General features: G+C 63.7%; 10 protein-coding genes and 1 tRNA gene. 5 read left to right on the top strand and 6 right to left on the bottom strand.

Annotated elements, in window-relative coordinates:
* The first annotated feature begins 329 nt into the window (after positions 1 to 329).
* Positions 330 to 3,953 (top strand): Rne/Rng family ribonuclease, encoded by a 3,624-nt coding sequence (locus EO156_RS05780; RefSeq protein WP_029829016.1) that lies wholly within the window; start codon positions 330 to 332, stop codon positions 3,951 to 3,953.
* Positions 3,954 to 4,481: 528 nt separating this feature from the next.
* On the opposite strand, the gene EO156_RS05775 is transcribed toward EO156_RS05780, so the two are convergent.
* The 3 genes from EO156_RS05775 to EO156_RS05765 form a co-directional block, all read right to left on the bottom strand.
* Complete coding sequence (locus tag EO156_RS05775; RefSeq protein ID WP_003489223.1) at positions 4,482 to 5,129, bottom strand: response regulator; 648 nt, start codon at positions 5,127 to 5,129, stop codon at positions 4,482 to 4,484.
* A gap of 238 nt (positions 5,130 to 5,367) precedes the next feature.
* On the bottom strand, positions 5,368 to 6,114 hold the full coding sequence (locus EO156_RS05770; RefSeq protein ID WP_026006935.1) for a sulfurtransferase: 747 nt from the start codon (positions 6,112 to 6,114) through the stop codon (positions 5,368 to 5,370).
* A gap of 99 nt (positions 6,115 to 6,213) precedes the next feature.
* Positions 6,214 to 6,579 (bottom strand): DUF6164 family protein, encoded by a 366-nt coding sequence (locus EO156_RS05765; protein ID WP_016849613.1) that lies wholly within the window; start codon positions 6,577 to 6,579, stop codon positions 6,214 to 6,216.
* Positions 6,580 to 6,638: 59 nt separating this feature from the next.
* Here EO156_RS05765 and EO156_RS05760 point away from each other — a divergent pair, with 59 nt between their 5' ends.
* Together EO156_RS05760 and EO156_RS05755 are read left to right on the top strand one after the other, a co-directional pair.
* Complete coding sequence (locus EO156_RS05760; protein WP_003489230.1) at positions 6,639 to 7,070, top strand: FKBP-type peptidyl-prolyl cis-trans isomerase; 432 nt, start codon at positions 6,639 to 6,641, stop codon at positions 7,068 to 7,070.
* Positions 7,071 to 7,080: 10 nt separating this feature from the next.
* Complete coding sequence (locus tag EO156_RS05755; RefSeq protein ID WP_026006936.1) at positions 7,081 to 8,343, top strand: TIGR03862 family flavoprotein; 1,263 nt, start codon at positions 7,081 to 7,083, stop codon at positions 8,341 to 8,343.
* Here the strand turns inward: EO156_RS05755 and EO156_RS05750 are convergent.
* Entirely contained in the window at positions 8,327 to 9,619 is a 1,293-nt protein-coding gene (locus tag EO156_RS05750) for a nucleotide sugar dehydrogenase (RefSeq protein ID WP_011051334.1), read from the bottom strand. The two genes, EO156_RS05755 and EO156_RS05750, sit on opposite strands and share 17 nt — an antisense overlap.
* Before the next feature lie 139 nt (positions 9,620 to 9,758).
* Here EO156_RS05750 and EO156_RS05745 point away from each other — a divergent pair.
* A tRNA-Leu gene (locus EO156_RS05745) sits at positions 9,759 to 9,842 on the top strand.
* A gap of 257 nt (positions 9,843 to 10,099) precedes the next feature.
* Positions 10,100 to 10,753 carry a 4'-phosphopantetheinyl transferase superfamily protein gene (locus tag EO156_RS05740; RefSeq protein WP_003489236.1) on the top strand — a complete coding sequence of 218 codons (654 nt, stop codon included), beginning with the start codon at positions 10,100 to 10,102 and terminating at the stop codon, positions 10,751 to 10,753.
* A 214-nt stretch (positions 10,754 to 10,967) separates the two neighbouring features.
* Here EO156_RS05740 and EO156_RS05735 read toward each other — a convergent pair whose 3' ends face one another.
* Positions 10,968 to 20,927 (bottom strand): non-ribosomal peptide synthetase, encoded by a 9,960-nt coding sequence (locus EO156_RS05735; protein ID WP_080671027.1) that lies wholly within the window; start codon positions 20,925 to 20,927, stop codon positions 10,968 to 10,970.
* Positions 20,843 to 22,276, bottom strand: coding sequence for a condensation domain-containing protein (locus EO156_RS05730; RefSeq protein ID WP_029829021.1), 1,434 nt, complete (start codon positions 22,274 to 22,276; stop codon positions 20,843 to 20,845). Before EO156_RS05730 ends, EO156_RS05735 begins: the two co-directional genes overlap by 85 nt.
* Between the last annotated feature and the right edge of the window lie 277 nt (positions 22,277 to 22,553).

Here is a 22,553-nt window from a genome sequence, read left to right as displayed (position 1 = left end):
TCCGATGATTCCGGCACAGTGCGCGACCACCGCCCCCGGGGCGGCCATGTTAGCGGCTCACCGGCCTACCCGGCCATCGCCGGCGGTTTTTGACCGCTGCGCTGAACATGTCCCGTGCGCTGCCCCGGTTCGTCCGGACGCGGCTGCCGGCCCTGAAACACCTATAAAACTTAAACAAGCGCTCCCGCGGCCTGCCGTGGTGTTGCAGCGCTGGAAACTCTGGTCAGGCCTGTCCGCGCGTTGCGCGAAGGGCCGACAAGCTGTTCCAGAGGCGAAACGTCACGGCGTTCCGCGCGGTAGAGCGCGTGAGGAACGCAACAATGAAGCGAATGCTGATCAACGCAACGCAGGCCGAAGAGCTGCGCGTGGCGATTGTGGACGGCCAGACCCTGTACGACATCGACATCGAACAGCCGTCCAAGGAACAAAAGAAGTCCAACATCTATAAGGGCCGTATTACCCGGCTTGAGCCTTCCCTGGAAGCGGCGTTCGTGGACTACGGCGCCGAGCGTCATGGCTTCCTGCCGTTGAAGGAAATTTCCCGCGATTATTTCCAGGCCGGCGTCGACCATAACAAGTCGACCATTCGCGAGCTTCTGCGCGAAGGCCAGGAAATCGTGGTGCAGGTCGACAAGGAAGAGCGTGGCAACAAGGGCGCCGCCCTGACCACGTTCATCTCGCTGGCCGGCCGCTACATGGTGCTGATGCCCAATTCGCCGAGCGCCGGTGGCGTTTCGCGCCGCATCGAGGGTGAAGACCGCGCCGCGTTGAAGGAAGCGCTGGACAAGCTCGACATTCCTGACGACATGGGCGTGATCATCCGCACCGCCGGCGTGGGCCGCGATGCCGAAGAACTGCAGTGGGATCTGGACTATCTGCTGCAGACCTGGAAGGCGATTGCCGAAGCTGCGCTGAGCAAGCCGGCCGCGTTCCTGATCTACCAGGAATCGCGCCTGATCATCCGCGCCCTGCGCGACTACCTGCGGGCCGATGTCGGCGAGATCCTGGTCGATACGCCGGAGCTGTACGCCGACGCCCAGGAGTTCATGAAGCAGGTGATGCCGCAGAGCCTGCGCAAGCTCAAGCACTACACCGACGATATCCCGCTGTTCAACCGCTTCCAGATCGAATCGCAGATCGAAGGCGCCTATGAGCGCAACGTGCGCCTGCCCTCGGGCGGCTCGATCGTGGTGGACCAGACCGAAGCGCTGACCGCCGTCGACGTCAACTCCTCGCGCGCCACCAAGGGCAGCGATATCGAAGAAACCGCGTTCCAGACCAATCTGGAAGCGGCAGAAGAAGTTGCACGCCAGCTGCGCCTGCGCGACCTCGGCGGCCTGGTGGTCATCGACTTCATCGACATGGCCTCGTCCAAGCACCAGCGCGAAGTCGAAAACAGATTGCAGAACGCGCTCAAGTACGACCGTGCGCGCGTGCAGTTGGGCCGTATCTCGCGTTTCGGCCTGATGGAAATGAGCCGTCAACGGCTACGTCCGAGCCTGGGCGAATCCAGCCAGATCGTCTGCCCGCGTTGCGACGGCCATGGCCGCATGCGCAGCGTCGAGTCGCTGTCGCTGTCGATCATCCGCGTGGCCGAAGAACACGCCATGAAGGAAAACACCGGGCAGGTGCTGGTCCAGGCGCCGGTGGAAATCGCCAATTACCTGCTCAACGAAAAGCGTAGTGCGCTGCGTGAAATCGAGCAGCGCCATGAGTCGCCGATCATCATCGTCGCCGACGAGCAACTGCACACGCCGCACTACGAAGTCACGCGCCTGCGCGAGAACGAGCCGGGCGAAGAGAGCGGCAAGCCGAGCTACCAGCGCGGCACCCCGCGCAAGCTGCCGGTGCATGCACTGACCAAGGCGCAGTTGAATATTCCTGCCGCTCCGGCGGTCACGTCGATCAAGCCGAGCCAACCGGCACCGGTGCGCGAAGAAGCCCCTGCCCCGGTCGCGCCCGTCGCTGCTCCGGCGCCGGTGGTGACCGTGCCCATTCCGGCACCGGTCACTGGCGTGGTGGGCTGGCTGAAGCGGATCTTCGGCGGCGTCGCGCCGGTTGCCCCGGCCCCGGAGTCGACCCCGCGTCCGCGCCAGAACGATGCCGGCCGCAATAACCGTAGCGAGCGCGGCGAGCGTGGCGGTCAGCGCCGCGATGGCCGCGATGCCCGCAACGGCGGCAACGCTGGCAACCAGCAACGTGGCAATGGCGGCAACGGCAACGGCGCCAACAAGGAACGCCGTGACGAGCGTCGTCAGCCTGCCAACGCCCAGGGCGCGCAGAATGGCGCACAGACACAGCAGCAGGTGCAGGCGCCCAAGCCGCCGCGCAACGAAGCGCAGGCGCCAAAGCCGCAGCAGCAGAAGCCCAAGCCGCAGAACCAGAGCCCGCGTCCGCCACGTGCGCCTGCACAGCAGGATGGCGCGCCGGCCGAGCGTCAGCCGCGTCCGGCACGCCAGGATGAAGGCACGGCAGCGGCGCAGACCCCGACCCCCACTACCGCAACGGCAACCACGTCGAGCGTGGTGTCCGCCATTGCCGATGCCGCTGCCGCTGCACCCACCAATGCGCAGACCAACGCTCATGAAGCGGCGCAGGCGCATCCGGTCGATGTCACAGTGAGCGAATCCACCGCTGATCGCGGTGCCGACGCGAATGCGGCTGCACCAGCTCAGGAGGCCGCAGGCGACGATGCAGCCAATGGGGAAGGCGGAAGCCGCCGTCGCCGCGGTCGTCGTGGTGGCCGTCGTCGTCGTCGTGGCGCTGGCGCCAACGGAGAAGGTGGTGCCAGCGTCGATGGTCTGGAAGGCGACGATCTGGACAGCGATGCCGACAACGATCTCGATGGCGACAGCGAAGGTGAAGACGCTGGTATGCATGCGCATGCCTCGGCCGCACCGCGCGCCGGCCAGCCGGAATTCGACTTCGACGACGACGCACCGGCACCCGCGGTGCGCGCCAAGCCAGAACCCGCGGTCCAGGCAACCGCCAAGCCGCGTCCGGTTCCCAAGGAGCGTGCAGAGCCACAGGTCGGCAGTGATACGGCCTCGACCACCGCGCCGGTTTCAAATACCGTGCCGGCATCGCAGCCGTCAGCAACACCCGTTGCCAACGCTGACGCCGCCCGCGAGCGCCCTGCTGCGCCCGTCGCGGCTACGGACGCAACTGCCAAACCCGCGCCAGCTGCCACAGCGTCGACGGTGGCCGGCACCGATGGTGCGGCAGCGCAGGCTGCGGAACAGCGTCCCGCAACGGTCGCTCAGCAGGCATCCGCTACCCCGGCACCGATTGCCGCTCCCGCGCCAGGGGTATCCGCTCCGGCAGCTGCAGTGGCTCCGGCACCGGCTGCCGCATCGCCTGTGAGCAGCGATGCGGCGACAAGCAGCCCGCAGCAGCCTGCGCCTTCGGCGCCGGCAAGTGCGGCTCCGCCTGCCGCTGCCCAGGCCGCGAAGCCCGACCAACAGCGACCCGCTGCGTCGGCGGACGTCGAAACGCCTTCGGTGCAAGCCGCTCCGGTGCAGCCGGCACGTGCAACGCCTGCTGAGGACCTATCGGCACCTGCGGCAGCTTCCCCGGCGTCGCAGGCCGCGGTGGTCACGGTCACTTCGCCGCACGCCGAGCAGTCTGAGTCGCAGGCGCCATCTTCCGAGGTGGCAACGACCTCTACCTCGACGGTTGTGCAGGCAAGCCCGAGTGCAGACACCGCGCCCGTGCGCAGGCCGTATGCTCCGGTGCAGACCACCATGCTCGATGCGCTGAGCCCGAACGAGGCTGCGCCAGCGGCCTCCTCGGCCAGCAAGCCTCCGGCAGCCCCTGCAGCCGCGCAGGAATCGCAGGCAGACAAGCCCAAGCCGACGGTGGTTGTGTCCGAAGCAGTCAAGCCAGTTGCTCCATCGGCCGAAGCCGACCAGCCGCGGGATGACGACAGCAACAAGCCGCGTGGCGATCACTGATCGCCAGGTGACCCGATCGGCTAGCCTGGTTGGATAGCAGGCCATGTCAACATCGAAAACAGCGGTCTTCGGGCCGCTGTTTTTTTATGCGCCACCTGCACTAACGCGAAGCCGCATCCGCCGGCTGTGATCCCGGCGAGGCATCTGCGCTCCACGTTCTTCCACACGAGCGGTCGATGTTTTTCGCCACTTGTGTCTAGTGGTTGCAAAAACCCTTCGACCAGGAATTGCGACGACGCCAGAACTTGCTGGCAATGACGACCATCGTCGCGGAAAGGTCCCTGTGCGAGACCTGTGTTCATGCTCATTGCATGGGGCCTCAGGACGCACGCCGCCTGGTTCCGACGTAGAGCGCGCCTCTAGCAGGCCAGGCTAATTCGCGCACCCATGCGTTTGCGCAATCCAGCTGCGGCTGCTGAAGGGCGAGACACGTCATTTCTGAGCACGCTATGAGCCCTCTCTCTGCCATGTTGTTCGCCCCGACCTTGCGATGCAGCGCAGCCAGTGCGGCGCACCCAAGGTAACGGTTCACAGCACCCGGGAGGGATCGGTCAGACCGTATTGATTGGCCAGCCGTGCCAGCGCGATGTTGTCCTGGATGCCGACCTTCTCAAACAGGCGTGCCTTGTGCGTGTTGATGGTCTTGGCGCTGAGGTTCAGGCGCTTGGCGATGTCTTCCTGGCGCAGCCCTTGGGTCAGCAGCAACGCCACTTCCAGCTCGCGGGGCGACAATGCATCGAACGGTGAACCGCCACCTTCCAGATTGGACAGAGCCAGGTTCTGCGCGATCGTGTTGCCGAGGTAACGCCGTCCCAATGCGACTTCACGCACCGCGCGCAGCAACTCGTGCGCGTCGCCGCCCTTGCCCACATAACCGGAGGCGCCTGCCTCGAGCAAACGCTTGGGCAAAGGGCCGTCTTCGAGCACGGAGACGATGATGACCCGCGTGCCGTAGTCGCCCTTGACGATGCGCTCGGTAATTTCCAGGCCGCTGACGCCGGGTAAATGCAGGTCGCACAGCACGATGTCCGGTTTGAGTTGACGAATCTGCGGCAATGCAGCTTCGCCGCTCTCTGCTTCACCCACCACATCGACATCCACTTCCTTGGACAGAATCATCTTCATGCCTGTACGCACGAGTGCATGATCGTCGATCAGAAAAACTCTGATGGTCATCCTTGTTTTCCTCGCTAGCGGCTGGCTGGTGCAGCCTATCTCCGTGAATAATTCAGGGCAAGCTCGATGCGACGTATTACGCCCAAGTTAGAGCGTTATGCAGCGTCAATAGAGCATGCATGACGTGCGCGTGGCGCGATGTCTCAAGGCAAGATGCTGCAACGTGTGCCGATGATGCGGGGGCCTGGGCGAGCGTTGCATCGGGCAATGCAGTCGCGCTCGGTCAGATTTTCACTGGCTAGGTGGTACGGTCGGCGTCCACCAAGGGGTTTAATTCGGGATCCAGCGCAACGCGTTCGTCGAAGACGAAGCAGCGACCGTCGTAGCCTTCGCCGCCGACCTCTTCGAAGTAGCCGAGGATTCCGCCCTCCAGTTGCAGCACGTTGTCCATGCCATCGGCCTGCATCCACAGCGCGGCCTTTTCGCAACGAATGCCACCGGTGCAGAAGCTGACCACCGTGGCGTCGGCCAACGCAGCACGATGCGGTTCCAGCGCGCCAGGCAAGTCGGTGAACTTGTCGATCGGCAGCGTCAACGCCCCCTGGAAGGTTCCGTATCTCACTTCCTGCGCATTGCGCGTGTCCAGCAACACCAATGGGCGGCCGCGATCATCCTGCCCGTTACGCAGCCACTTGCGCAGCACGGCAGGCGTCACCGAAGGCGCACGACCTTGCAGCGGCGATGCATCGTCGCGCCGAAAACTGATGATCTCCGGCTTGATCTTGACCTTGAGCCGCGCAAACGGCTGATGCTTGCTTTCGCTGTACTTGATGCGCATCTGCGCAAACCGCGTATCGGCCTGCAGCCAGGTATAGAACGCGCCGATCTGCTCGGCAGCGCCTGCCAGAAACAGGTTGATGCCCTCCTCGGCCACCAGCACCGATCCTTTCAGCGCGTGCTGTTCGGCTTGCGCGAGCACGCTGGCGGCAAGTGTCTGCGGATCCTGGATGGTCACGAACTGGTAGGCGGCGGTATTGGTCATCATGCGGCTATTTTAGAGCCGCGGGCAGCCCCTAGCGAGCGCCGTGAGCGGGGCGCCCAACGCGGTGCAGCAGCGCGCCTGCAACCGCGTCCTGCTGCGCACTCAGCCGCGCAACAGCACAAACGGCAGCAACACCAGCGAGGCGACGATCAGCATGCCGATCAGCGTCACGATCACGAACACCGGTCGCCTGCGCAGCAATGCGCCAAAGGTCTCCGCAGTGCCGGCTGCAAGTTCTTCCTGTCGCTGGGCACGCGCAAACGCGCCGCGCTGCGCCTGGTAGGCATCCATCGCCGCCTTGGCGCGTGGATAGTCGGCATCGTCGCTAAGCCAGATACCGCCGGCGGAAATCCCCCAGTTGCTGGGGCGCGTTTCGTAGACCTGCACCCGCTGCTCGCGCATCAGCGCCCGCACCTCGTCGGCTTCGTCTTCGGGAACATTGCGCAGATTGAGCAGCAGCTTGGCCATGCCGCGATGATACCGGGAGCCAGGTGCGATAATGGCCGCCTTTCTTCATGGACCCTGCCATGCGCCTTTTGTTGACGCTCGTCGCCGCCCTGTTGCTCGCAAGCTGCGCACCCACCCTGCCGCCCTCCGGCGGCACCATCGCCAGTTTCGAGCGGATCGACCGCAACCTGGGGACCGGCGCAGAGGCCACACCAGGGGCCATGGTCACCGTGCACTACACCGGCTGGCTGTACGACGAAAAAGCCGCCGACAAACATGGCAAGAAGTTCGACAGCTCGCTGGATCGCGCCGAGCCGTTCCAATTCGTACTAGGCGGCCACCAGGTCATCCGCGGCTGGGACGATGGCGTGGCCGGCATGCGTGTCGGCGGCAAGCGCACCTTGATGATCCCGCCCGATTACGGCTATGGCGACAACGGCGCCGGTGGCGTGATACCGCCCGGTGCATCGCTGGTGTTCGATGTGGAATTGCTGGGCGTGCAGCCGCGTTGAGTGCCTGATGATGACTGATCTGAGCAGGCAGCGGCTGGCCGTGATTGGCGGTGGGCCGGCCGGTTTGATGGCGGCGGAAGTGGCCTGCGCGGCGGGCCTGGCAGTGGATCTCTACGATGCCAAGGGTTCGGTGGGACGCAAATTCCTGATCGCTGGCAAAGGCGGCTTGAATCTCACGCATTCCGATTCGATGCCGCTGTTTGCGCAACGCTATCGCGAACGTCAACAACCGGTTTCCGAATGGTTGCAGGACTTCGATGCTGATGCGCTGCGCGATTGGGCGCGAGAGCTCGGTGTCGAGACCTACGTCGGCAGTTCCGGCCGGGTCTTTCCGATGGATCGCAAGGCGGCCCCCCTGCTGCGTGGCTGGGTGCGCCGGCTCAAGGAACAGGGCGTCGTGTTTCATGTGCAGCACCGTTGGCTGGGCTGGTCTGAAAACGGCGCACTCCGTTTCGACGCACCCACCGGCACGGTGGAGTGCAGTGCAGAGGCAGTCGTGCTGGCGCTTGGTGGCGGCAGCTGGCCGCAGCTTGGTTCCGACGGGCAGTGGCAAGCCTCATTGCAGCGATGCGGGATCGCGGTAGCGCCCCTGGTGCCGGCCAACTGCGGCTTCGATATCGATTGGAGTGCGCACTTCGTGCAGCGTCATGCAGGTGCGCCGCTGAAACCGGTCGTTGCGCACTGGCAGGACAGCAACGGCATGCAGCATGCATTGCAGGGCGAATGCGTGGCCACAGCGAACGGCATCGAGGGCAGCTTGATCTATGCCTTGGCCGCGGACCTGCGCGCGCAGATCGATGCGCACGGCGTCGCCGAACTCGTGCTGGATCTGATTCCCGGCCGCTCGTTCGAACGCGTGCATGCCGAACTGGCCCAACCGCGCAAGGGACGCAGTTTCAGCGAGCATCTGCGCCGACAGGTCGGCATCGATGGCGTCAAGGCGGCTCTCCTCTACGAAGAACTCGGCAAGCAGGCGGGAGACGATGTGGCGTTGGTCGCACGCACGCTCAAGCAGTTGCCGCTGCGCCTGTTGCGGCCGCGTCCGCTCGCCGAAGCGATCAGTTCGGCGGGCGGCGTACGACTGGAAGCGCTGGACGACCAGCTGATGGCACTCGCGCAACCTGGCGTGTTTTGCGCCGGCGAAATGCTCGATTGGGAAGCGCCAACCGGCGGCTATCTGCTCACCGCCTGTTTCGCCAGCGGCCGACGCGCCGCACGCGGCGCTGTGCAATGGCTAGCGCAGCGCGACGTACGCGCTACAGGCGATCGCTGACCGCCGCACGCGGCCACACCGATTTGACGTCGTACACCACCGCGCCCGGTTTGCCGAGCGCGGCGATCCGCTCCACGTCGTAGTCGCGATACTGCGCGTGCGCCACCGCCAGCACGACGGCATCGTAGGCGCCGTCTTCCGGCATCTCGCTTAAGCGCACACCGCCGTGCTGCAGCGCTTCAGCCGGGTCTGCCCACGGGTCGCAGGTGTCCACCTGCACGCCCGCGGCCTGCAGCAACTGCACCAATTCCAGGGCGCGGCTATTGCGCAGATCCGGGCAGTTTTCCTTGAATGTCGCGCCCAGTACCAGCACCCTCGCCTGCGCTAGCGCGACGCCACGCATGGCCAGCATGCCGCACACGCGCTCGGCTACATGTCGGCCGACACGATTATTGACCTGCCGCGCGGTGTGGATCAGGTCCGGGTGATAGCCCACGCTTTCGGATTTGTGCATCAGGTAGTACGGATCCACCCCGATGCAATGCCCGCCGACCAGGCCAGGGCGAAATGGCAGGAAATTCCACTTGGTTCCTGCGGCCTCGAGCACATCCAGGGTGTCGATTCCCAACTTGTCGAAAATCAACGCCAACTCGTTGACCAGCGCGATATTGACGTCGCGCTGGATGTTTTCGACCACCTTTGCCGCTTCGGCCACGCGCATCGACGGAGCGCGCCAGGTGCCGGCAGTGATGATGCTGGTGTATAGCGCATCGACGGCATCGGCGGCGTCTGCCGTCGAGCCCGAGGTGATCTTGCGGATATCACGCAGACGCCGCTGGCGATCGCCGGGATTGACGCGCTCGGGGCTGTAGCCGCAAAAGAAGTCGTGGTTGAAACGCAGCCCGGAGGTTGCTTCGAGCAAGGGCACGCAAACTTCTTCAGTGGTTCCTGGATAGACCGTGGATTCGTAGATCACCAGATCGCCGGGCTTGAGGGCGGCGGCGATCAAGGCCGTGGCGCTACGCAACGGCTCCAGATCCGGTTGCTCGAAGCTATCGATCGGCGTCGGCACGGTCACGATGAAAATGCGACACCCAGCCAGATCCGCAGCGTTTGCGCTGTAGCGCAAGTGCGTTGCGGCACCCAATTCGGCATCGTCCAGTTCCAGCGTGACATCGTGGCCATCGCGCAGTTGCGCAACGCGCTGCGCATCGATGTCGAAGCCCACGGTGTCGCGTTGCTCCCCGAATGCAACCGCCAATGGCAGGCCGACGTAACCTAAGCCGATGACGGCGATGCGCCCCTGTGCGGGGCCGAGAAGCGTGGTGCCGGACATGCGGTTCCTTGGAATGGTGCGCAGCCGGTGGCGGCGCGCTATGCGGCGGCAGCATAACGCAGGCCGCATGAGCCAGGCAGTGCAGGAAGTACGCTGCAAAGATTCACAATCGCCGCGCAATCAGGCACGCTATCGCAATGCCCGGGTGGCGAAATTGGTAGACGCAAGGGACTTAAAATCCCTCAGCTGTGAGGCTATGCGGGTTCGACCCCCGCCCCGGGCACAAATTAAGCCGCGACTGAGAACGCACGATCAACGTTGCGATGCAAAGACAGTGGTGATGACGACAGCCAGATCGACCAGGCCCAGGGCGTTGCCCACGCTGCAGGCGTTGGCCGACATGCATCGCAAGCGTCGGCAGCCGTGCTACTAGAGCGAAAAGCGCCCGAATGCGCCGCCCACGGCACTGTGCCTGGCCTGCGCGCGCACTGGCAATCTACCCTACCGTGTCCGACAGGCGAACATCTGGTTGCTCAGGTGATGGACTTTGCCAGCGATCAGTTTTCACCTGATGCGTTCGCGCGGTGCGCAATCGCCTGCCCGCCTGCGATCGTTCGCAGCGTTCGCAAGCGCCAAGCCGATTACTTTTTCGGCAGACTCGCCGCGCGCCACGCGTTGTATCAGCAAGGCCTGGTCACTCACCCTGACACTGTGCAGATCGCAACCGGCGACGCACGCGAGCCGGTGTGGCCGAAAACTGCCGCAGGCAGCATCAGCCATAGTCACCGGCTGGCCATTTCCGCCGTCGCGCCTGCCGATCGGTGGCGTAGCATCGGCATCGATCTGGAACACCTGGCAAGCCCCGACGCCCAAGCGGCGTTGCGGGCCACGGTGGTAAACGCCTCGGGGCTGGCTTTGCTGAAGACGCTGCACGATGCCGGCGACTTGGCGCTGGATGCATTGCTGACGCTGGTTTTTTCGGCGAAGGAAAGCCTGTTCAAAGCGAGTTTTGCAGCTGTCGGACGCTACTTCGACTTCTCGGCGGCGCAGGTCACAGGTGTGGACGTGGCCGCCGGCTATCTCCAGCTCAGGCTTTGCGAATCGCTCTGCCCGTCGCTGCCGGCGGGTCACCTGTGCCCTGTCGGCTTCGCTTGGGTCGATCCGCAAACGGTCGTCACCTACCGCGTCTGGTGACTGCGTCTACGCAGGAACACCGATCTTGCAGGCAAAGCGCCCCACGGTTGCCTTCCCCCGCGGGCGCCGGCATGGCGTGGCCTGTCCACGCGATAACGCTGTTCCGCCAGCCTCCAGAATGCGCTGGCGAGCACCGCGCTTGCCCAACCCTGCGCGTGGCGCGCTCCACGCAACAGGGCAGTCACATTGCCATCGGAGTTCGCTGCGAGGCGCGCTAGGCCGAGGACTCCATGCGCCGTTCGTCGGACCCGTTTGAACGAACCGATTGACTCCACCAGCGCGCAAGCTGATGCACATGCGGAGCGCGCAACATGCTGAAGTGATCGCCGCTCGCATGCCAGATGCGCAATTCGCTTGCCAGCGCCCGCCATCCTGCAGCCTGCTTCTCGTGCTGGGTACGGTTGTCCGCCGCATCCAGCAACGGATGGTCGGCCAGCACCAGGCGCAGGCTGCCCGGGTAGCGGAAAGCAGGGCGGTAGACCGTGCGAAGTGCGGTCCCAAAGACCTGCACCACGCCATGGATGGCATCGGGCGGCGCACGATGCGGTAACAGTCCCGCACGCACCATGCCTGCCCGAACCAGCTCCAATTGCTGCGCGTGGTCCAGCGTCGGGAACAGGAGGGGATCAATCCCCAGACGCGTCCCTCTGGAGAGCTGCAGCGACTCGATCAGGCGTTCAAGCACGGCGGTGGCGGTGTAAGGCTTGCCAACTGCACCATCACCGCCAGGCGCTTCGGCGTCGAGCAGCGTCAGCGATGCGACGGTGCGCCCATGTGCAGCCAGCTGGCGGGCCAGATCGAAGGCCACCCATCCGCCAAACGAATGACCGAGCAGATGGATCGGATGGCCGGGAAGCTCCTTGAGCATCCATGCAACATAGGCCGTTGCGGCGGACTCGACAGTGCCGTGCGGGAGCTGGTCACGCTGCAATCCGCGTGGCTGCAGACCGTAGACCGACCAGGCATCGCCCAGTGCAGCGGCAAGATCGACGAATCCGGCAACGTTCTCCGCCGCTCCCGGCACGCACACCACCACTGGCTGCTGCAGGGCTCCGGTCTGGATACGGGTCAAGGGCACGTGGAGTTGCGGACCACGAGGCAGCGATTGCTGACTGGCTTCCAGCTGCTGGCTGATCGCCGCACCCAACGCAGCGACATGCGGCGTTTGCAGCATCGTGTGGTGATCCCCTGGCACGGTGATGCAGGTCAGCATGTCTGCGCCAAGCAACGCTTGCCATGCCAGCGCTGCATCGCTGGCCGACCGGGGCGCCAGGGCCTGCGCCGCAGCGAACAGATGGACCGGCATATGGATGGCCATCGGCAGGTAGTGTCGCTGTGCATAGCCGTGTGCGAACTCGCGCGCCAGCGATTGCGGCAGGCTGGCGTCGTCCTGGTCGGCCCACGCGGACGGCAACCAGCCGCGCGAGCGGCACAGTCTGATCAATGCCGTGTCTTCCCACTGGCCAACCTGCGCCGCGAGTGCCTGCAGGTTGGCCTGGGCAGAGGCACGTTGCTCATCATCCGGCAGCGCGGCCAGGCAGTGCTGCAGCAGGAGGCGCTGCGGCGCGTGCGCAGGATCGATGTAGGCTGGACCGAGATCGAGTTGCGAGGGATGATAGGTATCGATCAAACCAACGAACTCGACCAGCTCATCTACAGCGAGCAATTGGGTGGCAATCTCGTACGCCAACAGCCCGCCGAATGACCAGCCGGCAACCCGGTAAGGTCCGTGCGGCTGCACCGCGCGCAGATGACGTAACAGACGCGCCGCAAGTTCCTGCACGGTACGTGGCTGGGGCGCGCCCAACGCAACAGCGGACAGCCCATAGACCGGCACATCCGGAGCAAGGTGCTCGCCCAGGGGCGCAAAATACAGATCCAGACCGCTGAAGTCATGTACCAAAAACAGCGGGCGCTTGTCGCCGCCCATCCGCACGGTGACCACGCCCGGTGGCGTTGAGGTCTCCCGCCACCGCTCGATCGCTGTCGCCATCGCCGCCAGACTGGTATGCGCACTCAGCACAGATAACGGCACCGCCGTCCCTGCCCGCTTCAGCAGGCCATTGAGGCGTACCAGCAGCAGCGAATGACCGCCCAGTGCGAGGAAATCGTCGTGCCGCCCGATGCGATCGATGCGAAGTAACTGCGACCACAGCGTATGGAGCAATGTTTCCAGCTCGCCTTGTGGCGGCGTGTCGTCGTGGCCAGCATGATCATTGCGTGCCGGCAGCGGCAAGGCATGCCGATCCAGCTTGCCGTTGGCGGTCAGTGGCAATTGCTCCATCTGTACATACGCAGACGGCAGCATGTAATCCGGTACGCGGGTCAACAGATGCATGCGTAACGCCTGTGCATCGTGAGCGAGGTTCGCTGCCACGTCTGTCTGGTAGTAAGCCACCAGCTGTTTCGACCCCCGCACATCTTCACGCTGCACAACCGCCGCAATCGCAACCGCCGGATGCGTCTGGAGCGCGGACGCGATTTCTCCCAATTCAACACGGAAACCGCGCACTTTGACCTGCCCATCGGTGCGGCCCAGGTATTCGAGCACACCGTCCGCCCGCCAGCGCACCAGATCGCCACTGCGATACAGGCGCGCATCCGCCTTGCCGCTGAAGCGGTCGGCAATAAACCGCTCGGCGGTCAGCGTCGGTTGATGCAGATATCCCAGCGCCACACCATCGCCGCCGATGTACAACTCGCCCGCCACGCCGATCGGCAGCGGCGTGCCATGCGCATCCAGCACATAGACACGGGTATTGCCGATGGGACGGCCAATCGGAATGGGGCCGGAGACTTCGGTGATGCAGTGGATGGTTGCGAAGGTCGTGGTCTCGGTCGGCCCGTATCCGTTGAGCAACCTCTGCGGCGCCCCTTCGGCCAACACCCGCGCTACCACTGCCGGGTCGAGGACGTCACCGCCCACGATCAGATAACGCAGCTGCGCAATGGCCGGAAGCAACACGGCTGCGTGGTGATGGAACAGCCCGGCCGTCAGCCACAGCACGTTGACGGCCTGGTTCTGCAAACACTCCCGCAGCCGGTCTGGCGACAGCACGATGTCCTGCGCAATCACCACTACGCAGCCGCCGGTGAGTAGCGGCGCCCACACTTCCAGGGTACTGGCGTCGAAGGCCGGATTGGCAGCGAAGGCCACCCGATCGCCGGGCTGGAACTTGGCATAGCCGTTGTTGCACACCAGCCGATTGATGCCCCGATGCGCGATCCGCACGCCTTTAGGAACACCGGTCGAGCCGGAGGTGTACATCACATAGGCGTCCGACGCGCTTGACTGGGACAACTGCGGATCGTGCGTGGGCGATGCGCTCAAGTCGAGCAGATCCATGTCCAATCGTGCAGCACCATCGGGAAGCGGCTGGTCGCTACGACTGACGACCCAGCGCGCTGCGCTTTCATCGAGAATCTGCTGCAAACGTTGGTCTGGCGACTGCACATCCAGCGGCAGATACGCTGCGGCACATTTGTTGATGGCCAATTGCGCGACCACCAACTCCAGCGAACGTGGAAGGCGAATGCCCACGTACTGGCCCGCCCCTACTCCCAGGCCGATCAGGTAATGCGCAAGCTGATTGGCCTTGCGGTTGAGCGCTGCATAACTGCACCGATGCGCTCCATCGATCACGGCTGGCGCCTCCGGCGTCAGTGCCGCCTGCTGCTCGAACAGCGCATGCACGGTCTGTGCATGTGGATAGTCGCGATCGGTGGCGTTGAAGGTGTCCAGCAGCTGTCCGAGTTCGTCGGCAGGCAGCACGCACAGCTGACCGACCGGCAGGTCCGAGCACTGCTCGAGCGCATCGACCAACTGCGCAAGTGCGCGTTGCATGAAAGCGCACATGCGTTCGGCACCGATGTCCGCACGGGTTTGCACGCTCAGCGCGAATTGGTCTCCAAGATCATCCACGCTCAGCAGCAGCGGATAATTGGTGCGCTCGCTGCTGCCAAGTGCATGCACGCCATGCCAGGCAGCGGATGTCGCCGCGTCTGCCGGTAGCGGCGGACTATGCCGATAATTGAGCAATGCGTTGAACAGCGGCGTCGAAGCGGGAATGCTGCAGCAGCGCTGCGCCAATGCCAGCGATGCATGTTCGTGTGCCATCAGCGCCGTCAAGGCATCGTGCGTGCGCCGCGCGGCGGCCGCGGCAGGCGCATCGAGTCTGATCCGGATCGGCAGGCTATTGATGAACATGCCCAAGGCGCGATCGGCAGCGGGGCCGCCCTGCATGCGCCCGAGCAAGACGCTGCCGAAGACGACATCATCGCGACCCACGCCCGATCCCAGCACCATCGCCCAGGCCAGGTGATGGAGGCTTGCGACGCTCAGATGCAGATCTCGCGCCTGCCGGCGAAGCCGACTGGCGAGCATGGGATCGAGCAGTACGTCGGACTGCTGAAGCGGTTGCAGATGGCCGGGCGTATCTTCTGTGTCGAAAGCCAGCGTTGGCGTATCGATGTCTCCCAGGCATTGCCTGAAGAAGGTTTCGTGCTCCTCCTGGGTCTTGCCCCGCAGCGCCTGGGTCACATACGTACGGTAGGGCGTGGGCGTTGGCAGGCCGGCGTCACCGACTGCGGACAGGTGCTGCATTTCCTCGCGAATCACCGCCAGTGCGCTGTGATCCAGCACGATGTGATGGAACAGCAGTAACGCCACCAGCCTGCCATTGTGCGGATCCTGCGCGTAATGCAATTGCAGCAAGGGTGCATGGGTGAGAGCGAGACGGTACTGGCATGGATCGAATCGCGCCTGCAGTTGCTCCAGCACATCTCCATCGTCCGGGTTCAACTGCACCGGATCGCAAACTACACGTGCCTGTCGCCAGACGATCTGCACCGGCGCAGCCAAGTCCTCCCAGGCCACACTGGTACGCAGGATGTCGTGTCGATCGACCGCGCGCTGCAGGAGTGCGACGAACGCGTCCAGGCACGGTTTGTCGTCGAAGGCCAACTGTGCCTGCAGCAGATAGGGGTCGCCCTGGCGCGCCATCAGATGGTGATACAACACCCCCTCTTGCAGCGGTGCCAGTGGATAGATGTCCTGCACGTTTGCCGCCCCACCCGGCACTGTGGCCACGATGCGATCGATCGTGGCCTGCGACAACTCCACCAGTGTCAGCAGCTCCGGGGTAATGCGTGCGCAGCCGGCCGGTATCAGGTTCGGCGGCACCTCCAGTTCCTGGCTGCGGCCAAGCGCTGCGGCCGTTGCCGCCAAGGTGGGCTGTCCCAGCAGTGCCCGCACATCCATGCCAAGACCCTGCTGGCGCAGCCGTTCCACCAATGTCACCGCCAGCAGGGAGTGCCCGCCGAGCTGGAAGAAATTATCGTGGCGCCCGACCCGCTCCACCCCCAGCACCGCCTGCCAGATTTCGGCCAGCTGCTGCTCCAGCGCATTGGCCGGCGGCTCATACGTCTGCAGGTTGCGTTGCGCGGCATCGGGCGCAGGCAATGCGTGCCGATCCAGCTTGCCGTTGGCCGTCAGCGGCCACGCGTCCACTGGCACAAAAGCCTCGGGCACCAGGTACTCCGGCAAGTGCACGCGCAAATGCCGCTGTAGCTCGGCCGCTGTCGGCGCCTCGGCGGTGGCGATCACATACCCCACCAGCCGCCGCTCGCCCGCCACGTCCTCGCGGGCCAGCACCACCGCTTCGCGCACCTGTGGATGGGCCAGCAGATGCGCTTGGATTTCGCCCAGCTCGATGCGTCGGCCACGGATCTTGACCTGCGCATCGTTGCGGCCGACATAGTCCAGCCGGCCATCGTCCAGCCAGCGACACAGATCGCCGGTGCGGTACATCCGCGCGCCCGGATAAAACGGGTCGCCGCCGAAGCGCTCGGCCGTCAGTGCCTCACGCCCCAGATACCCGCGGGCCACCCCTGCACCGCCCAGATACAGCTCGCCCACCACACCCAACGGCGCAAGCTGCCCCTGGGCATCGAGCACATACGCGCGCAGGTACGGCAGCGGTCGACCGATGGACGGGTTAGGCACCCCAGGGGGCACCACGCCGCTGCTGGCCACCACCGTCGTCTCGGTCGGACCGTAATTGTTGTACACGCTAAACGGCAGGCCCTCGGGCACCTGCCGCAGACGATCGCCACCGACCAACAGACACCGCAGACGCTGGGGCGTCATGCCGGCGGCAAACGCATGCTCGGCGATCGGCGTGGGCAGGAAGCTCACATCCAGCTCCTGCGCACGCCACCACTGCAGCAGGGATGCCACATCCGCACTGTGCGCGGCGCTGGGCATCACCAGCACGCCACCGCTGCACAGGCTTGGCCAGATCTCCCAGGCCGCCGCATCGAAGCTCAGACCGGCCAGGCTGGAACTGCGCGTCCCCTCGCCCACCCCGAAGGCCGCCGTGTGCCAGGCCACCAGTTGCGCCAGCTGCCGATGCTCGACCATCACCCCCTTGGGCTGGCCGCTGGAACCGGAGGTGTAGATCACATACGCCAGATGCGCGGCGGTCAGGCCGGGAACCTGCGGATTGGTGCACGGCAGCTCGCCTGCGGCGGCATTGTCGATGTCGATCAATGGCAGCGCCGCAGCGCCCAGCGCCGAGCGGGTGGGCGCATGCACCAGCACCGCGCGCGGGGCGCTGTCGTGCAGCAGATACGCCAGCCGCTCGGCCGGATAGGTCGGGTCCAGGGGCACATAGGCTGCGCCCGCCTTGAGAATGGCCAGCAGGCCGATGATCAGCTCCGCACTGCGCTGCACGCAGATCGCCACCCGCTCGTCCGGCCCGATGCCCAGTTGCAGCAACCGATGCGCCAGCTGGCTGGCCCGCGTATCGAGCTCGCGGTACTGCAGGCGCTGGCCGTCGCACTCCAGCGCCACCGCCTCAGGTGTCGCCGCGACCTGCCGCTCGAACAGCCCGTGCACGGTGTCCATCCGCTCCGGCACGCGATGCTGCAGGTTGAAGCCCAGCAAACGCTGGCGCTCTGCTGGCGGCAGCACGCACAGCTGGTTGATCGGCGTCTCCCGCTCATGCTCGAGCGCGTCGGCCAGCTGCTGCAATGCGGTTTGCATGTAGGCACACATTCTGGCGGGCACGCCGTCTGCCGAGGCCTGCGCCGTCAGTTGGAAACCATCGCCAAGATCATCCATGGAGAGGCTCATCGGATAGGTGCTACGTTCTTCTCCCCCCAGAACATCAATCCCCGGCCACGCCTGCAGCACGGTGCCATTGAGATTGGCCCGACTCAGCCGGCGATAGTTGAACAATGCATTGAACAACACGCGCTGTGTGTACATGCGGCTACAACGCTGCGCCAGCGACAGCGAAGCGTGTTCATGCGCCAACAGCTCACTCAGCCAGGCATGCGTCTGCTTGATGACGGCACGCACGCTGGCCCGACCCAAGCGAACCCGGATCGGCAACGTGTTGATGAACATTCCGATGGCACGTTCGATCTCCTTTCCCTGCGTTCTCCCCAGCATGACGGTGCCGAAGACCACGTCCTGCTGCCCCGACGCTGCGGAAAGCACCTGCGCCCAGGCGACGTGACACAACGTGGCAACGCTAACCCCCAATCGCCTCGCATGTACTTGCAACCGCTGCGCAATCGAGGCGTTGATCTGGATGACTGCCTTGCGCACTTGCTGGTCAACCACACCTTGATCCTGCAACCCGAATGCAATGGTCGGCTCGCACACATCGCCGAGCATTTCCTTGAAAAAGCGCGCGTGTTCCTCTGCGTGCTGATCGCGGCGGGCATGCATGGTGTAGGTGCGATACCGGAACGGCGGCGGCAATCGTGCGCCGTCTCCGCGCAGATGGCTGTCGATCTCTTCCAGCAACCCTGTCAGGGACGCAGCGTCTCCGACCAAATGGTGGAACAGTAGCCCGCCCACCCAACGTTGGCCGACGCCATCGTAGGCATAGCACAGACGCAGCAAGGGAGCTTGCCGCAGATCGAGTTGCTGACGCGCCGGATCCAGGTGGGCACGCAGCAGTTGTAGGACATCCTCCTCAGCAGGACCCACCGCAACCTCGATCATCGGCACGGTCGCCTGCCGCCAGACCACCTGGAGCGGCGCATCCAACTGCTCCCAGATCAACGCAGTGCGCAGAATGTCGTGACGTGCGACCACGCACTGGAGCGCGGCTGCGAATGCATCCAGGCGAGCCCGATCCGAAAAAACGAACAGCGCATATTGCAGATAGGGATCGCCCTGAGTCGCTGTCAAATGATGGTAGGCAATGCCTTCCTGCAGTGGTGCCGCCGGATAGATGTCCTGCACGTTGCGCGCACCACCGGGCACCGTGCTGACGATGGTATCGATTGCTTGCTGTGACAGCTCCACCAGCGGAAGCAGATCCGGCGTGATGCGGTCGCACCCTTCTGGAATGCGCGGCTCGGGAATCTCCTGGTCGCGACTGGCGCCAACCGCCGCCGCCATCCCCATCACGGTGGGTCGAGCAAGCAGGGACTTTACATTGGCTTCAAGGCCATGCTGTCGCATCCGCTCCAATAACGCGACGATTAGAAGGGAGTGCCCGCCAAGCTCGAAGAAGTGATCGTATCGACCGACTTGCTCGATCTTCAGGACATCGCTCCATAGAACGGCAAGCAACTGTTCGGTCGACCCCTCAGGCGACACATACCCCTGCTGGGCATACGCCTGTGCATCGGGCGCAGGCAAGGCATGACGATCCAACTTGCCATTGGGTGTCATCGGCAATAGGTCCATGCGGATGTAAACCGCAGGCACCATGTAATCGGGAAGCCGCTGCTGCAGCTGCTCGCGCAGACGCTCGGCAGTCACCTCGAGCGCGTCGCTCACGTAGTACGCCACAAGACATTTTTCTCCCGATGCGGCAGTGTGAATCACCACCGCCGCATCGGCCACCAACGGATTGTCCAGGATCCTGGAGCTCACCTCCGCAGGCTCGATCCGAAAACCGCGCAATTTGATCTGGTCATCGTTACGCCCGAGGTACTCGAGCGTTCCGTCGGGCATCCAGCGCGCCAGGTCGCCGCTGCAATACATTCGTTGCTCCGGCCCAGTGCCGAATGGATCGACCACGAAGCGTTGCTCGGTCAACTCTGGACGATTGAGATAGCCACGCGTGACCTGGCTGCCAGCTATGCACAGTTCTCCGGCCACACCAGCAGGAACCGTCTGCCTATTCGCATCCAGCAGATAGACACGCATATTGTCGATCGGCCGCCCGATCGGAATGGTGGCTAATGTGCCTGCGTCCCAATCCAGTGGGATTTCATACGCCACGCATCCGACCACCGTTTCGGTCGGCCCATACTCATTGACCACGCGCGCATGAGGTGCAAGCTGACGCAATCGCTTGACCGTCGATGCGTGCAAGGCCTCGCCACCGACTACAAACAACGACAGCGACGGAGTACCGCCACAAGCAGCCAGCTGCTGCGTCAAGACATCCAGGTGGGCCGGCGTGATCTTGACCAAGCACAGTGGCTGATCGGCGCAGACTCGCTTCAACAAGGCCTCGATCTCGTCCCGCTCAGGAAGCAGTTCGGTGGTACCGCCACATAGCAAAGGCAGGTAGAGACTGGTGACGGTTGCATCGAACGAAAGCGACGACGACACCACTGCGCCTTGCCGGGGGTGATAGTGGTCGATCGCCCAATGCAGGTAGTTGCTCAGGGCGTCGTGGGGAACCATCACCCCCTTCGGACGACCGCTGGAGCCGGAGGTATAGATCACATACGCCAGATGGCACGGCGCAAACCCTGCGACCAGCGGAGTATCGGTGGGCCGATGCAGCCACTCAGGCGTATCCACATCGATCAGGATGGCGTTTGTGTCCTCCAACAGATCGCGCGTTGCCGAATGGACGATGAGCGCACGCGGTGTGCTGTCGGACAGCATGTAGGCCAGCCGCTCGGACGGATAACGCGGATCCAGCGGAACATAGGCACTGCCTGCCTTCAGGACCGCAAGCAACGCCACCACCAATTCGGGGCAGCGCTCCATGCACAAGGCGATGCGCTGGTCCGGCCCAATCCCAAGTGCAATCAAGTGATGCGCAAGCTGATTCGACCTTGCATTGAGCTGGGCATAGGTCAGGCGCAAGTCACCAAAGGCCACTGCTACCGCATCCGGTGTCCGCTGCACCTGCGCCTCGAACATCGCAGGCTCTGCGTTTTCCTGCCGCGACTCCAGGTATCCAGGCATGCCAGCTCATCGGCGGTACATAGTTCGATCTGGTTCAAAGGACGGCTCGGGTGCGCCACCACCTGCAGCATGAGCTGGACCAGACGCTGCGTCATTTGTGCTACCTGGTCGACAGCAAAATAGCCCTTGTTGTAGATCGCATGGAGCCAAGCAATATCGTCATTGGCGTTGCGCCTGACGTACAACGACAACGGATTGCATTCGCGATTATTGGATGCCTTGACAAAAACTCCTCGCGCGACTCCGAAGCGATACACGTGTCCGGTTTGCTCGAAGGAAAACACCATCTCGAAAAAGCGCGTCGCACCACTCTTCCACAATCCACAGGCACGCCCCATCTCGCTGACAGGAAAGCGCTGATGACGGTAGTCCTTGCGCAATTCTCGCGACACTAGTCGCACCGCATCAATGAAAGGCATCGCAGGGTCGAAGCGCATGCGCACCGGATTTATCTGTGCGCACAGTCCAATCGAATTCTTGAACTGGTGACCGGCACGATTGAGGATCGGCACGCCGACGACCAACTCTTCACGCTGTTGCGTGCGAGAGAAGTAGGCATAGAGAAGGACAAGGAGGATCTGAAACTGGGATACGCCGTGATCGGTGGCTAGCCGTGTCAGTCGATCCAGCAGATCGGCAGGAAATTTATGAACAAAGTTGACGCTGACACCCGACACCTCCGCAGTGGACATTGCCCCCGGGGCAGTGGAGAACAGGGGCTCTGGAAGCACGGAATACTTTGCCAGCCAGTATTGACGATCGGTCTCGTACTGCGCGGAGTGCTGGTAGGAACGATCGCTCTCGATGAAGTCACGGTAGGATCTGACGTCCACTGTCGCCGGACGGCCCTCACGCATTTCGCTGTAGAGGCGGCCCAGAGTTTCTATCGTCAGGAACAAGGACCAGCCATCCATCAGGATGTGGTGCAGGCTCACCATCAGATACCACTTGCCAGCATCGAAGCGGCACAACGAAAGGCGCATCAGCGGCGTGCCGTCGAACTGAAACGGCGTCTCCATGTGCTCCTGGATCCATTGCTCCAGCCATCCCTGACGGTCCTGCACAGACGTAATATCGGCGAATGGCACGGGCAGATGCATCGTCTCAGCGAAGCACTGCAGCGGGATTCCCTCCTCGTCCACGTCTTCCGTTATGCACATCCGCAGGACTTCGCATTGATCGACTAATGTTTGTGCCGCATGCTGCAAGCATCCGACATCGATATCGCCATCGATCTCGATATAGCCACCGATGTTGGAAGAAACCGACTGCCCGAGCATCAGTTGTTCCAACCAGATCTCTCTCTGAGGACTGCTCAGCGGAAAGACAGACCGATCGGTCGTTTGCATTGCATAGTCCTTGATGATAGGTACAGTTCGTCCCGTGACGCTCCGCATGAAGAATGCGGCGACCGAATACTGTTGCCCAAGTGATAGGGGAGATGATGGGCGCTACTTTTTTATATTCCAGCCTGCCCATTTGATTGAGGCACAGTTACCCTCCCAGAACGAGATCTGGCACCATCGAGAGGTCATTCCCTTATTTTCTATTGGAAAACTTCACTTTATCGAGTGGCGCGGGCAATGCCATCGATGTATCGATCATGGTAATCGCATCTTCAAAAGG

The sequence above is a fragment of the Xanthomonas sp. DAR33341 genome (assembly GCF_003992815.1).
In the GTDB taxonomy this organism is placed as follows: Bacteria; Pseudomonadota; Gammaproteobacteria; order Xanthomonadales; family Xanthomonadaceae; genus Xanthomonas; species Xanthomonas cissicola.
This window is presented reverse-complemented; position numbering and strand designations above follow the sequence as displayed.

What these genes read in the sequence shown, in the direction of transcription:
- EO156_RS05780 (WP_029829016.1), top strand. Translation starts at nt 330, where the DNA reads ATGCTGATCAACGCAACGCAGGCCGAAGAGCTGCGCGTGGCGATTGTG.
- EO156_RS05775 (WP_003489223.1), bottom strand. Translation starts at nt 5,129, where the DNA reads ATGACCATCAGAGTTTTTCTGATCGACGATCATGCACTCGTGCGTACA.
- EO156_RS05770 (WP_026006935.1), bottom strand. Translation starts at nt 6,114, where the DNA reads ATGATGACCAATACCGCCGCCTACCAGTTCGTGACCATCCAGGATCCG.
- EO156_RS05765 (WP_016849613.1), bottom strand. Translation starts at nt 6,579, where the DNA reads ATGGCCAAGCTGCTGCTCAATCTGCGCAATGTTCCCGAAGACGAAGCC.
- EO156_RS05760 (WP_003489230.1), top strand. Translation starts at nt 6,639, where the DNA reads ATGCGCCTTTTGTTGACGCTCGTCGCCGCCCTGTTGCTCGCAAGCTGC.
- EO156_RS05755 (WP_026006936.1), top strand. Translation starts at nt 7,081, where the DNA reads ATGACTGATCTGAGCAGGCAGCGGCTGGCCGTGATTGGCGGTGGGCCG.
- EO156_RS05750 (WP_011051334.1), bottom strand. Translation starts at nt 9,619, where the DNA reads ATGTCCGGCACCACGCTTCTCGGCCCCGCACAGGGGCGCATCGCCGTC.
- EO156_RS05740 (WP_003489236.1), top strand. Translation starts at nt 10,100, where the DNA reads ATGGACTTTGCCAGCGATCAGTTTTCACCTGATGCGTTCGCGCGGTGC.
- EO156_RS05735 (WP_080671027.1), bottom strand. Translation starts at nt 20,927, where the DNA reads ATGCCTGGATACCTGGAGTCGCGGCAGGAAAACGCAGAGCCTGCGATG.
- EO156_RS05730 (WP_029829021.1), bottom strand. Translation starts at nt 22,276, where the DNA reads ATGCAAACGACCGATCGGTCTGTCTTTCCGCTGAGCAGTCCTCAGAGA.